We start from the raw sequence: 12,757 nt of genomic DNA, 5'->3' as shown, positions 1-12,757 counted from the left end.
TATTCTCCATTTCAGACTACGGATGTTGTACAAGAGCGGCGGGCAAATGCGGCAAGATGGACCATCAGCCCGAAAATCTGCCCATAACGTCAGCACGCCAGGCTTTCAGTCCATTCAGATTCCGGGGCCAGGCGCGTAGCGGAGCCAGAATCTCAGTGAAAAAAGAGTAATAGCCGCTACAAAGTCGGTTGTAGCCGGCACTGTTGATATGTGCGGGGCAGCCTCCCTGGCAGACTATTTTCACAGAACACCGTTGACACTCCCGGCGCTGGCTTTTCTTAATACCAAAGGGAAGCCGGGTTGCGGTATCTACGGCTGGCGCTAACATATTATTAGAAAGCTGTCCCAGGTAATGCTGGCTATTAATCAGATGATCGCAGGCATAGAGTTTGCCGTCCGGCTCCATGACCAGATTCGTTCCGCAGCGGGCGGAATGGACACAGGTGGCGCTGATATGCGTAAAATATTGTGCCCATGCCTGTTCAATGTTGATCACAAAAACCCGTCCCATATCGCCGCGTTTGCGCCATTGACGCCAGATATCAATCATGAAACGCCCCCAGTTATCCGCACTCAATTGGTAATTTTGCTGTAGGGCGTTGCCTTCGTTCATCAGTGGCTGAAATTGCAGATAACGAGCGCCAAGGCTAACAACATGATCGTAGATGGCTGCCGCATGGTGAGCCATGTCATCATGCACGACAATCAGTACGTTAAAATCGACTCGATAGTGTTGTAACAATGTGATTCCCCGCAACACCGCCGGATAACTGGACTCGCCGCGTTTGCCCGGACGATGGTAATTTTGCAAGTCTTCACTGCCCTCAAGACTGATGCCAATAGTAAAATTATTGTCGCGAAACAGACGACACCAGGCATCGTTTAACAACGTCGCGTTCGTTTGCAGACTATTACTGATCGTCACGCCGTCAGGCGCATATCGTTGTTGAAGCGCTATTACCTTTTTATAAAAACCGATTCCGGCTAAAAGCGGTTCACCGCCTTGCCAGACAAAATTAATTTCACGCGCACTGGCAGGTTGCGCCGCAATATAGCGACAAATAAAAACCTCCAGCGTTGATTCATTCATTTTTTCTACGGGCGTTTCGCCCTGTGGGTAATAACAATAGCGGCAGGCCAGATTACACGCAGGGCCTATGGGTTTTGCCAGAATATGGAAGGGTATCTGCGCGCGATATTCAGTCATTACGGGGATTTGTTGTTGCCGTAATGTGTTGAGATTCAACATTATTCTGTCCTGTAATTATCATTTCTGATGCGGAGACATGACTCACATTTCGCAATAGCGTCCGTCTGGTGCTGCGGGCAGAATGCCGAAAGCGGGCTGTATCTATTGATACACCGGTTTTCTGCATAGCGCATGACGCTATTGAAACGTTATTTAGCAAATCCTGTCTGAACCAGAAATTAAGTCTCTGTTAACCTGCGCTATTACAGAAAATCATAGAACAGGCATCTCAAAAGAATATCGTCCTGAAGGACGAGAACCCACGGCATTTTCAGGAGATGAGTCAACCGCGACAGAAAAAAATTATATTAATAATTTTTAATTATTTTTTAGAAAACCAAACAGGATTTAAATTAAAACTGTTTTATTTCAAATAGTTATAAAAAATACCGTAACACGCGTCACATTATTAACATGTGAATGATTGTGTTAACCGAATGTAAATTGTATGTTTCAACACACCACTATTTTACTGCGCCCCGGCACGCTCATCCGGATGGAAGGAGATAACATGTCAGCCTTATCAACTACTGGCCATAATGACGGGATCACTCTCCATTGCTTACAGAGCATTGCGCAACTCATTCCTCTATCGTCGGCGGTTTTTTATCGTGTTAATGCTTATTTAAAGCCAGAGGCCTATGTTTTACATAACATTTCTAATAACACACACCAACAATATCTGGAGCATTTTCAACCATTAGACCCGCTATCGCCTTCCCGGTTCGGCCAACAGGTTGTTACCGTAGCGACGATGACGCCCGGTATCTGTGCCCGTCATCGCCATTATTATCATGAATTTATGCTACCTAATCATGTGTGCGACATGATTGAGATCTTTATTCGTCGGGGCCATCGTATTATCGCGGGCATTTCATTAATGCGCGATATACCTTTTTCCAGCGAAGAGCGTTTGCGAGCCCAGGCAGTACAACCATTACTGGGACTGGCAATTCATGATTCTCTTCAGGAAGACAACAATCTGGCGTCAATATTGACCGCAAAAGAGCGTGAAATTGTGGGAATGGTCTGCGAAGGGGCCAGTAACAAATTGATTGCCCGTCAGTTGAATATATCTCTCTCAACAGTGAAAACGCATTTACGCAATATTTTTGCTAAAACAGAAGTGATAAATCGCACGGAACTGGTTTCCCGAACCAGAATGTCCTCGGTACAACATTCACTGAATATGTGAAAGCGTTCTTTTTACCCCGCGTCAAGTGCGGGTCTTTTCCCCATGTGTCATATATGCCTGAATTAATACCATTCTCTGAGCTGATGCCTCAATAAAATGTCATATTATCTGGCGTCGGTATCCTGTTGCAGCCATTGATTCATGGCCTGATTGATCATATTTATCACACTAAGCAGAAGAACACGCTGGTGCCGCTCAAGCCGCAGATAACGGCGCAGCGGCGGCATTTTACAAACCACTTCGCTAGCAGCCCATAGCTCAATGCTGCAATACCATTCCTTATGATGTAAAACCAGCGTAAACCGACGATAATCCAGTTCACTCAGTGCCTGTTGTAAATTGGGGAAACGATTAAGATAGTTAATCAGCCCGGCGGTACTTTTGCTGCCAGTAAAAATGACGGGATAACGTTTCAGCCATCCGGGCTGATGAACGCGAATTTTGCCCTGCAAAGGATAATTGATTGTGCCTTTCACCCTGAATTCACAACTGTGAATACTGGCCATGAATAATCGTTTTTGCTGAACATGGCAGATAACCTGGGTAAATGCATTCAGATGCAGCACGGCGCTATGTTCGGTCAATTTTTCACAACGCCAGCCGCTCAAATCACGTAACACCATGTTCATTAATGTGCTCTTAAACCAGGGGACGGAGGACATCTGGCGTCATCTCTTCATTGTTTCGCTTTTCATAATTGCCCATCGCCCGTTCCACGACCTCTTCTACCGGAAGTGGGAGGAAAGGATTAACCCGTTGCACACATAATGTCCAGAATAAGGCATAGGCGGCAGTCAATCCAAGCATAATACCGAATGGTATAAGTACATCCCGACTGTTCATTCCTGGAGGTGCGATATTAATAATGGCGATAATAATACCCACGCTCGAAATAATCTGAGGTAAGGGGAACCAGGGGGCCCGGTAAGCGCGTGGCAAATCGGGGCGCCGAATACGTAAGATAACGACCGATAACGTTACCAGCAGATAAGCTACCCCCCAGGCGCAGACCGCAGCGAGGATCAGCGGAACAATGTGGTCGATATCACCGTTCAGATACCAGGCATGTAAACAGGGGATCGCAACACCGAAAGCGATGGCGATGACCGGTGTTTTAAAGCGGGGGTGCAACCAGGTCAGAAACCGCGGCAAAGCGCCGTCCAGCGCCATGCCGTATATAATACGCGGTACTGCCGCCATCAGCGTATTAATCGTCGCACATCCCGCTAACAACAACCCCACGCCCAGCCAGTATTGCCCGACATGTCCCATGACACGATTGGCGAAGGCCGGAATAGCCATCGGCGTATCCAGTAAAAAGATATGGTTTGCCGCATCGACAACCACATTATTTACCTGCCGGTTAATCGCAGCGCCATAGAGGAACATACAACCTGCCACCGCTAAAAGGCCAAGCGCCATCGCTCTGGGAATCGTACGATGCGCTTTTTTAATTTCCGGCGCCATTGGCGTTACCAGTTCACAACCGACGAACATAAACATCGCCATGCCAATATAACCAAACAGACCAGAAAGATTACTGACATCAAGCGGTGCGCCAAACCACCCAGAATGATGAGTGACCGGGGATAACAGGATCCCGCATAAACCGAAGATGGTCAGGGTAGTCCACATACCGAAAGTAAGAAATACTTCCACCTTGCCAAATACTTCAACACCAATGGCATTCAGTAACCCGAAAACCACTACCATGCCGACGCCAACCATCCAGGTATTGTGCTGCATGGCCACGTGTTCGCTAACAGACTCAAAGTTCACCAGCACCATGACGCCAGCGAGAATCGTTTCTGCCGTGCCGGCAAAAATGTGTACGATCAGGTAAGCGCAAAGCGCACCGGTGATAGCGAAAAAACGCCCCATTCCGCAGGAAATATAGTCGTAGACGGAGCCAGTTGTGGGAATAAGCGTTGCCGCTTCGGCAAAGGTGGTAATCTGCGCTTGCATCATAATAAATGCCAGTAATACCGCAAGGGCAAAGGTATCTCCCCCTGAGCCAAAACCACTGGTCACGGTCAGGATCACCGGGCTTGCCATAATCAGCCCGACGGAGCTGGCAAGCGTCGTGGGGAAACCAATAACGCCACGTTCAAGATGGCTGGCAAGTCTGTTTTTAAACATGGTCAACCTCTTCACTATTATTACAACAATAAATTACCGCTCCGGAATAACGCTTATTTATGGCAGGCAGCGCATCTAACAGGTATCGTCCTGAAGAGGGATAACGGTAAATAACGTTGTGAAGCCGTCCCCGCATGCGCTAATAGCAAGTGGGGAGCGCGTTATTCTCCCCAGTGATGCCAACGCTACTGACGAACAATTAAAGGATTCAATCCTGTTTATGGCTTTCAACGTTTGCCAGATAATGTTTTACAAAACGGGGCGTTAAAACTTTCCATGCCACTTCGGTTCCCTGTTCAACAAACCAACTATCGCCCGGTGAAAAACGTATCGGTTCCTGACCAGCGACAGTGAGTTCCACTTCCCCTTCCAGCACGGTTGCGTGCTCGGTAAAGGGATAAATCATCGTGAAACCGCCGCGGGTCGATGAAAACAGTCCACAGGTAAATACATCCTCAGGTTTACCATAAATCATCGCGACGGCGACCTGGGGATCGCCTTCTGTTGGCAACGCCCCCAACAGGCTGACACTCCCGACTGGCTGTAATTCAGGAACAGGTTGATTGAGTTTAAAAGCGTGCATTAATGTTCTCCTGGTTAATTCCGGCCTTTCCAGAAACCGGCTGTTTGATGTATCAGTTTTCCCGCACTGACCAGTAATAGACGTAGACTGTCGCGACCATAAATTGTCGCGTGGGGAATGCTACTCATCAGACGATACCGCTCGGAACCGCCATTTATTCCTTCGGCCAGGATTTTGCATACAATATGGGAAGGCGTGACGCCAAATCCGGAATAACCCTGAACATAAAAAACATTATTGTGTTCACGAAGCGTGCCAATCTGCGGAAACAGATTCGCGCTACAGGCCATCGGTCCGCCCCAGGCAAAATCGATTTTAACGTCTTTTAAATAAGGAAAGACCTCCGTCAACAGAGTGCGGTTCCAGGCAGCAAAATCGTGCGGGGTATATTCAAGAAACCTTGTGGCGCTGCCAAACAGCAGACGGTTTTCTTTTGTGAGACGGTAGTAATTTATCACCGGGCGGATATCACTAAAAGCCCCGCGCAAGGGACTGATCCGCTCAACAAGCTCGCTGGAGAGAGGTTCTGTAGAGACCTGATAAGAATAAGTAACCAGCGTTTTCTTATAAATTTCTGGTTCCAGATTATTGAGAAAACTATCACAGGCCCACAGCAATTTGGCTGCTTTTACGCTGCCCATCGCAGTACGTACCCGCACAGTTTTACCGTAACTGACCTCAACCACAGGTGAATATTCGAATATCTTCACCCCCAGCGAATTCGCAGCCTGAGCGGAGCCCAGCAATAAATTCAGCGAGTGGACATGCCCTCCCCCCATATGCTTGAGAACACCGCAGTAGACGTCGGAACCGATAACCTGCTGCACGTCTTTACCGGTATAGAGTTCAATATCGTCTTCCGGCGTAGCGGCTTTGAATTCTTTTTCCCATTGTTGCAGCGTTTTTAACTGCCGCTGGTTGTAGGCCAGATAACCATATCCGGGGACAAAATCAGCATCAATATGGTATTTACGAATTCGCTCCCGAATAATACCTGCGCCGAGGTTCGAGATTTTAAACAGCGTCTCCATTCCCGCTGCGCCTACATATTTTTTAACGGCTTCGATGTCGTGACCTATACCGGCCATCACCTGACCGCCGTTTCGTCCGGTGCCGCCATACCCAAGATGACGGGCTTCCAGAACGACAACATTAGTGATCCCCTGCTCCGCCAGTTCCAGCGCGGTATTGATGCCTGAAAAGCCACCGCCAATGATCACCACATCGGCATCAATATCCTCTTGCAGAGCAGGAAAATGCAACGGGTATTTTTTCGTCGCGCCGTAGTAATTCAACGCATCGATTTTTGTATTCATCGCGTTACCTTGTCATCACGCTTGACTAAGACCGCTATCACAGCACGGTAACGTTTTACAAAATATCGTCCGGAAGAATGACGTTCTTTGGAACGATATTCAGCTCCGAAAAAGTATGTTGGGATGGAAAAACGTACATTCCTGACCTACAGGCACTTCTGATGAGCGATGTGACATTACTTGCCGAAGTAACGACTTTTTTACGCCAACGACACGGACAATTTATTGCAGGTGAACGTCAGGCCGGAAACGGCACGAACTTTTCGGTCACTAACCCAGCCACCGGCAAAATCATCGCCGACGTTGTGTCGGCAACCCCTGCGCAGGCAGAAGAGGCCATGCAGAGCGCCAGACGGGCGTTTGATGTCTGGCGTAAAATGCCAACGTTACAACGCGGCGCATTACTGCTGAAACTGGCTGATACTCTTGCCGCTCATCGTGAAGAGTTAGCTCAGCTGGAAAGCGTCTGTTCAGGTAAAACGATTCTGCTGTCGCGCGGTCTTGAACTCGATCAGTCAGTGGCTTTCCTGCGTTACTTTGCCGGTTGGGCAGGAAAAATAACCGGTGAAACGCTGAATGTCTCCCTGCCATCAATGGGAGAAGAGAGATACACAGCGTTTACCCAACGCCAACCCATTGGCGTGGTCGTCGGTATTGTGCCGTGGAATTTCTCAATTATGATTGCTATCTGGAAGCTGGCCGCAGCGCTGGTATGTGGCTGCACCATCGTCATTAAACCAAGTGAATATACCCCGCTGACACTGCTGCGAGTCGCTGAACTGGCTAAAGAGGCAGGTTTCCCTGATGGCGTAATTAACGTGGTAAACGGTGCTGGCGGTGAGATAGCGCAACAGCTGATCGCGCATCCAGATTGCGCCAAAGTGAGTTTCACCGGGTCAGTCGCGACAGGTGAGAAAGTCCGGCGTTCGGCAACATCGTCAGGAAAACGCGTTACCCTCGAACTGGGAGGGAAAAATGCGGCGCTGTTTCTCAATGATCTCTCGGCACAAGCCATGGTCAACGGTATTCTTGAAGCCGGTTATCTGAATCAAGGACAGATTTGTGCTGCCGCAGAGCGTTTTTATCTGCCCCAGGAAAAACTGGATACGGTCATGACGCTCCTCAGGCAACGGTTATCGGAGATCGTGCCCGGCTCGCCTTTAGATGAAAAAACGGTGATGGGCCCGCTGGCGAATCAGGTTCAGCTTGAAAAAGTGCTGCGTCTGATTCAACTCGCACGGGAAGAAGGGGATACCATTGTTTACGGCGGTGAAACTTTACCCGGCGAAGGGTACTTTTTACAGCCGACGGCGGTAAAAGTGCGTAGTAAAAACAGTACGCTGATGCACGAGGAGACCTTTGGCCCTGTCTGTAGCTTTATCGGTTATCAGAATGAAAAAGAGGCGCTTTCGCATATCAACGCTTCGCCATTTGGCCTTGCAGCAAGTGTGTGGTCGGAAAATATGTCTAAGGCATTACGCTACGCTGAAGATATTGATGCTGGCATGGTGTGGGTCAATATGCATACCTTCCTCGATCCTGCGGTACCCTTTGGAGGGATGAAAGGATCGGGCATTGGTCGTGAATTTGGTAGCGCGTTTATTGATGACTATACCGAACTTAAATCTGTCATGGTCCGTTATTAACCATCCTGAAAATGATGCAGGCAGATCAACCATACCGAAAGGTGGACTGCCTGCCTGATTATCAGGTTCGCTCGCTGCGTTTTATTGCTTTTGGGGTAATGTAAAACGCCCGGCCCGGCGTTCTTTTCTGCATTACTAGCGCCATCTACCGTTAGAGTAGGCTATCTCCAGTCTTAACGGTTCAGACTCATCCTGTAACATCGCTTCCAAAGACAACGCCAGCGTCTGATGATGGGCATCTTTTACACTGACTTTCAGCATGTTGATGCTCGGTTCATAACGTAAAATAGCAGCGCGAAGCTCACGGCAAAACCAGTTGAGAACCCGTTTGTCACCCACATTCACCTCGTGCCATTCCGGCATACCCCGAGTGAGCAGCGGCGGTAATGTCTCGCCACCTGCCACAGCGCAAGAGTTGAATAAACACATTAACTTGCGGCGTACCAATTCATGTGGGCTTATCCCCTCAACCAAGAGCCTGTCGAATAGCGCGACCGGAATGGTTGGCGTCATCATCATTTCCCTATCTGGTCCATCGCCAGATCCCATACTGACGTTCTGGACTCCTGTTGAGCGCCGTCTGATTTCTCGGCAGTGATTTGCCATTCGATTTTCGTGAAGTTCAGCGACATCGTTTCCACCGACTTACCGCCGGCGCCGCCGCTAACACTGAGTTGTGATATCAGCACGTTTGTCAGGGTATAAACGATAAGCGACCGCATTTTGCCGTCGTCATTGCGGCACAACGTCAGCACCGCGGTTCTAATTAGCCTCCCGCTACAGCAGTACTCATTGAGCACAGGCGTGGCGAGGTCGACAAATTTGGTGAGCGACATTTCACCAACATGCGCACGCCCGGAAGTCCGCTCAGTGAGGCTAACATCGTTATTTACCTGCATTACCACATTGTGGCTATAAGACATGATCTCTATCTGATCTTCAAAGCCTTCAACCTGGCTTTCGCCTTTGATATTGTCGAGCTTTAAAAAAATCGCATCCATGATTTATCTCCTTGTTGATCAGGTGGCAGTTCAGCAGCCAGACGAATACCAGCGGCCAACGCTTGTGACTCTTATTAAAAGCGCAACTACCAAAAAACACAGCGTGAAAAGCGCCAGGTTTGCATGGATTTTGCCAACGTTTACCCGCGTCTGATGAACGTTATTCCGCTGGTTGCAATGCAATAGAGGGTTTTGGCCCGCTGTGGCCAAATACAATTGAGGTTATACTGAACGCTCTCTGCCATATTCAATCCCTTTTATCGCAAAGTATCCCTGGTGCCGGTATCATAGCGTCGTTATTCAAAAATTGACATTTCAGAATAATAATCAGCTATATATAAAAAACACATCAAAAAGCAAATATCAACTTAATTTTTACTTATTTAATAAAAAACCACAAATTGATTTACATCAATTAACACATACAAAAACACTAAAAATCAAAGCGTTAAATAAAAATCAATCACTATGGGACTTTTATTTTTCTTAATACTCAAATTATAAATGTTATTTGCTTATTTTCCTGTGAACACAAAAAATGATTTAAATCAAAAAACAAACTATTCTCGTTGATTAACGTTTTGACCGAAATAAAAAAGATTTTATACGTCCCGGGATAGTCTCCCTTTCTGATGGACAATATGCATTACCGAGCGGGCAAACAGGTAACTTCTGCCCGGGTAATCCGTTACCCGACTGATATTAACATTGTCATGAGGTGATATCATTTGCCTAGCCAGCCATAATCATCCGGAACCGGCGCTACGCCACGAACATCAGGACGGAGCATTTTTTGTCGATCCTCTTCGTCATCCACCCAGACACTGGCTATCTCTTCACAGGTTGCAAACCATACGCCATCATACCCTTTAATATGTTCAATCAAACGTGACAACATCATCATATGATGCCCATGACCGATTATCTGCGGATGAAGAGCCATCGCATATAAACCGTTTTCCTGATGGTTATAAGCATAGGTAAAAATATCCTTCCAGCGTCGCAGAACACCGTCAGTATCGCTCATCCCCTCCTGGTTGCCGGTATACGCCAGTGCGGGAAAATCATCCAGATACCAGCTAACAGGGATTTCCAGAATCGCGCTGGCCGGGCCTGCGATATTTCCCGTTTCCCAATTCACCTGCCAACGTTGAGGATGGTAAGGCACAAGATCTCTCGCCATCAGGCTACTGTCATAGAGAAAACCGGCTTCCTCCAGAAGATCCAGCGTATTCTCGCTATAATCCCAATAGGGAGAACGGTATCCCACAGGGCGTATGCCAAAATGTCTTTTATAACAGGCGAACGCCAGATCCATAAGTCGGCGTTCTGTATCACGATTCACCAGAGTCGGATTTTCATGATAGTAGCCATGGTGAGCGATTTCATGCCCGGCATCAAAAATCGCTTTACTGATTTCCGGGAAGGTGTCTACAGTGTGTCCGGGAATAAAAAAGGTGGTTTTGATATTATTTTCTTTGAACAATTTCAGAAGCCTTGGTACGCCAACTTGTGCACCAAACTCTCCTCGTGACATAAAGGATGGCGACGGTCGATTAAATCCGCCCAGCCATAAAGACTGAGCATCTACATCGACACCAAGATTGACCGCAATCCTTTTACCCTCAGGTAATTTTAAATATCCCATAACGACCTCCAGCTAATACATAGAAGGGACACATTCTGTTATTTAATGTGTGATGGCCAGATATTATATATGCCTGCTTTTCTGCGTCTGTCCTTGAACGTTGTTGCTGCCCCACCAAGTCTATTTTCATATAGAACATCGAGGTTAATTTCTCCTGAAATGACATCCTCTTGATTGACGTGCGCCTCTGCGATAATACCTTGTGGATTTTTCCACACGACATCACAGGGGCTTAAAATTGAACTTCGGGCCCAGCAGCCTGGCAGTGGTCCACCCGGGTTTCCGCCCAGGCAACAGTGAACAAGATAAATTTGATTTTCAATACAACGTGCGTGGCAACAATGCCTGACTCGCCAAAATCCCTGTTCAGTAAACGTAGCGGAAGGCGTTAAAATTAACTCCACACCCTGTTCCGCCAGCGTCGCGGCACACTCCGGTATTTCTGCTTCATAACAAATATTAAAACCCACCTTTGCAAATGGCAGTTGAAAAACAGCCATTTTATCGCCTTCCTGAGTATACCAACCCCGTTCAGCCGGGAAGATATGCGTCTTACTGTGGGCATAATGTTCGCCATCGGGTCCCCATATATGCGCAACATTCTCATAGCGATCTACTCCGGTCTGCTCCAGATGAGAGCCAGCAATAATGAACTGTCCTCTTTCTTTCGCTTCCTGTTGAAAAAGCTGCTTATAGGCATCCGTGAACTGATCAATTAAAGTAAGGTGTGAAATGGGTCTTTCTTGCCATTTTTTCAATAATGTAAATAACTCAATGGTAAATAGCTCCGGGAAGATAACGACATCAGCCCCCTGACTTTTATTAAGAAGTATCCTTACCTTTGTTATGAAATCTTCAAAAGTGTTTATTTCGGTAACAATATACTGACAGGCTGAAACAGTAAAATTACGTGACATCGTGATATCCCCGGCATGAAATTTAAACTTAAATTAACGTATAGCGCATGGAGAATATTAGGGAGCGGACATTACGACATCAGGTTATTTTTTGTGAAGCTGCGCAAAATATATGGAGAAAAGAGTAGAAGCATTGAAGCTTTATTTACATAAAGGGGACTTTATCGATGATCGCAGCGAGACAGAGAGTCGATAAAAATCCAGGCGAAAAACAATAACCCTTACCACAATATTATTTTCATCATCTAAAAATAATCAGGCAAACTAAATGATAACGCGCTCGTATAAAACGAACGCGTATTTTTACCGACACTAGCTTGCAGAGTTGCATTTTAGTAGCCCGGTTAACATAGTTCTTAACGTCGTCGCAAAACTGACGTGCCGGGCATTCTCAGCAGAGCTGCTATCCGATAAAACACCATACGTGGTAGCTAATAATAGCCTTGCCGCCATTTCTTTATCCACATCGGCGCCAATTTCCCCCTTCGCCTGCGCATCGTTAAAACGTGCAACCAGCGAGGCGATAATAGTGTGGTATTTATTGGTTAGCATTTCCGCGACCTGAGGATTACGCATCCCTTCAGCCATAATCTCTACGACCAACGCCCGCTGCGCGCAGTCTTCACGCGTGACGGCAATAGTTGACTCCACCAGATAATCCACCAGCCCAACGCCCTCCAGCGGCTCACGAAAATGGGTTAGTGCTCTTTCCTGATCTTCTAAAATAATGGCTTCAATCAGGGCCTCTTTAGAGGGGAAGTGATGATAGAGTGTGCCGGGGCTCATGTCGCTGGCCTTACAGATCGTTTTCATTGATGTACTGTGAAAACCGTTTTCAGCAAAACACTGCCTGGCGGCGCGTAAAATTCGCATCCGCGTCGGTAGTGATTCGGTAAGTTTATTCTCCATTACGTTGACCCATTTTTCACTCTGCGTGGTGGCAGTGTACCCGGGCGCACTTCAGGCGCCTACTCTTCATCCTATTTTCTTTGATCCTCATGATATCCCTCCCGCCCCCTCCCCCTCACTTCCTGTATAAAAAACAGTAGAACGAACGTTCGAT

At 47.3% G+C, this 12,757-nt stretch carries 12 protein-coding genes; 2 read left to right on the top strand and 10 right to left on the bottom strand.

Annotated elements, in window-relative coordinates; all coding sequences use genetic code 11:
- Nucleotides 1-64 precede the first annotated feature (64 nt).
- Nucleotides 65-1,249 carry an anaerobic sulfatase maturase gene (locus ACLJPE_RS10525; RefSeq protein WP_023207651.1) on the bottom strand — a complete coding sequence of 395 codons (1,185 nt, stop codon included), beginning with the start codon at nucleotides 1,247-1,249 and terminating at the stop codon, nucleotides 65-67.
- A gap of 511 nt (nucleotides 1,250-1,760) precedes the next feature.
- Between ACLJPE_RS10525 and ACLJPE_RS10520 the strand changes: the two genes are divergently transcribed.
- Nucleotides 1,761-2,444, top strand: a complete 684-nt coding sequence (locus tag ACLJPE_RS10520; RefSeq protein ID WP_039512853.1) for a helix-turn-helix transcriptional regulator — start codon at nucleotides 1,761-1,763, stop codon at nucleotides 2,442-2,444.
- Between the two features lie 104 nt (nucleotides 2,445-2,548).
- On the opposite strand, the gene ACLJPE_RS10515 is transcribed toward ACLJPE_RS10520, so the two are convergent.
- The 4 genes from ACLJPE_RS10515 to ACLJPE_RS10500 form a co-directional block, all read right to left on the bottom strand.
- Nucleotides 2,549-3,106 (bottom strand): DUF3156 family protein, encoded by a 558-nt coding sequence (locus tag ACLJPE_RS10515; protein ID WP_000100109.1) that lies wholly within the window; start codon nucleotides 3,104-3,106, stop codon nucleotides 2,549-2,551.
- Nucleotides 3,084-4,583: an APC family permease gene (locus ACLJPE_RS10510; protein WP_039512856.1), complete on the bottom strand. Its 1,500-nt coding sequence runs from the start codon at nucleotides 4,581-4,583 to the stop codon at nucleotides 3,084-3,086. The genes ACLJPE_RS10515 and ACLJPE_RS10510 overlap by 23 nt, the downstream gene beginning before the upstream one ends.
- 208 nt (nucleotides 4,584-4,791) lie before the next feature.
- Entirely contained in the window at nucleotides 4,792-5,166 is a 375-nt protein-coding gene (locus tag ACLJPE_RS10505; RefSeq protein WP_000542983.1) for a cupin domain-containing protein, read from the bottom strand.
- A gap of 14 nt (nucleotides 5,167-5,180) precedes the next feature.
- Nucleotides 5,181-6,482 (bottom strand): NAD(P)/FAD-dependent oxidoreductase, encoded by a 1,302-nt coding sequence (locus ACLJPE_RS10500; protein ID WP_001092825.1) that lies wholly within the window; start codon nucleotides 6,480-6,482, stop codon nucleotides 5,181-5,183.
- 161 nt (nucleotides 6,483-6,643) lie between these two features.
- Here ACLJPE_RS10500 and ACLJPE_RS10495 point away from each other — a divergent pair, with 161 nt between their 5' ends.
- Entirely contained in the window at nucleotides 6,644-8,128 is a 1,485-nt protein-coding gene (locus ACLJPE_RS10495) for an NAD-dependent phenylacetaldehyde dehydrogenase (protein ID WP_001286383.1), read from the top strand.
- 135 nt (nucleotides 8,129-8,263) lie between these two features.
- Here the strand turns inward: ACLJPE_RS10495 and iraD are convergent, their stop codons facing one another.
- The 5 genes from iraD to ACLJPE_RS10470 all read right to left on the bottom strand — a co-directional run bounded on the left by iraD (nucleotide 8,264) and on the right by ACLJPE_RS10470 (nucleotide 12,603).
- A complete protein-coding gene (iraD, locus tag ACLJPE_RS10490) occupies nucleotides 8,264-8,644 on the bottom strand; it encodes an anti-adapter protein IraD (protein ID WP_001543513.1) in 381 nt (126 codons plus the stop codon).
- On the bottom strand, nucleotides 8,644-9,129 hold the full coding sequence (locus ACLJPE_RS10485) for an Hcp family type VI secretion system effector (protein ID WP_039512860.1): 486 nt from the start codon (nucleotides 9,127-9,129) through the stop codon (nucleotides 8,644-8,646). Before ACLJPE_RS10485 ends, iraD begins: the two co-directional genes overlap by 1 nt.
- Nucleotides 9,130-9,853: 724 nt before the next feature.
- On the bottom strand, nucleotides 9,854-10,777 hold the full coding sequence (locus tag ACLJPE_RS10480; protein ID WP_023207655.1) for a polysaccharide deacetylase family protein: 924 nt from the start codon (nucleotides 10,775-10,777) through the stop codon (nucleotides 9,854-9,856).
- A gap of 38 nt (nucleotides 10,778-10,815) precedes the next feature.
- On the bottom strand, nucleotides 10,816-11,694 hold the full coding sequence (locus tag ACLJPE_RS10475; RefSeq protein WP_000089258.1) for a carbon-nitrogen hydrolase family protein: 879 nt from the start codon (nucleotides 11,692-11,694) through the stop codon (nucleotides 10,816-10,818).
- Nucleotides 11,695-12,006: 312 nt separating this feature from the next.
- On the bottom strand, nucleotides 12,007-12,603 hold the full coding sequence (locus ACLJPE_RS10470; protein WP_000428463.1) for a TetR/AcrR family transcriptional regulator: 597 nt from the start codon (nucleotides 12,601-12,603) through the stop codon (nucleotides 12,007-12,009).
- Nucleotides 12,604-12,757 lie beyond the last annotated feature (154 nt).

Source organism: Salmonella sp. SAL04196 (assembly GCF_046550835.1).
Taxonomy (GTDB): Bacteria; Pseudomonadota; Gammaproteobacteria; order Enterobacterales; family Enterobacteriaceae; genus Salmonella; species Salmonella enterica.
The sequence above is the reverse complement of the archived record's forward strand: the minus strand, read 5'-3'. Positions and strand labels throughout refer to the sequence as shown.

Bases quoted from the DNA above. Each gene is read 5' to 3' on its own strand.
- iraD (WP_001543513.1), bottom strand. From the start codon at position 8,644: ATGATGACGCCAACCATTCCGGTCGCGCTATTCGACAGGCTCTTGGTT.
- ACLJPE_RS10515 (WP_000100109.1), bottom strand. From the start codon at position 3,106: ATGTCCTCCGTCCCCTGGTTTAAGAGCACATTAATGAACATGGTGTTA.
- ACLJPE_RS10470 (WP_000428463.1), bottom strand. From the start codon at position 12,603: ATGGAGAATAAACTTACCGAATCACTACCGACGCGGATGCGAATTTTA.
- ACLJPE_RS10505 (WP_000542983.1), bottom strand. From the start codon at position 5,166: ATGCACGCTTTTAAACTCAATCAACCTGTTCCTGAATTACAGCCAGTC.
- ACLJPE_RS10525 (WP_023207651.1), bottom strand. From the start codon at position 1,249: ATGTTGAATCTCAACACATTACGGCAACAACAAATCCCCGTAATGACT.
- ACLJPE_RS10480 (WP_023207655.1), bottom strand. From the start codon at position 10,777: ATGGGATATTTAAAATTACCTGAGGGTAAAAGGATTGCGGTCAATCTT.
- ACLJPE_RS10485 (WP_039512860.1), bottom strand. From the start codon at position 9,129: ATGGATGCGATTTTTTTAAAGCTCGACAATATCAAAGGCGAAAGCCAG.
- ACLJPE_RS10520 (WP_039512853.1), top strand. From the start codon at position 1,761: ATGTCAGCCTTATCAACTACTGGCCATAATGACGGGATCACTCTCCAT.
- ACLJPE_RS10475 (WP_000089258.1), bottom strand. From the start codon at position 11,694: ATGTCACGTAATTTTACTGTTTCAGCCTGTCAGTATATTGTTACCGAA.
- ACLJPE_RS10500 (WP_001092825.1), bottom strand. From the start codon at position 6,482: ATGAATACAAAAATCGATGCGTTGAATTACTACGGCGCGACGAAAAAA.
- ACLJPE_RS10510 (WP_039512856.1), bottom strand. From the start codon at position 4,583: ATGTTTAAAAACAGACTTGCCAGCCATCTTGAACGTGGCGTTATTGGT.
- ACLJPE_RS10495 (WP_001286383.1), top strand. From the start codon at position 6,644: ATGAGCGATGTGACATTACTTGCCGAAGTAACGACTTTTTTACGCCAA.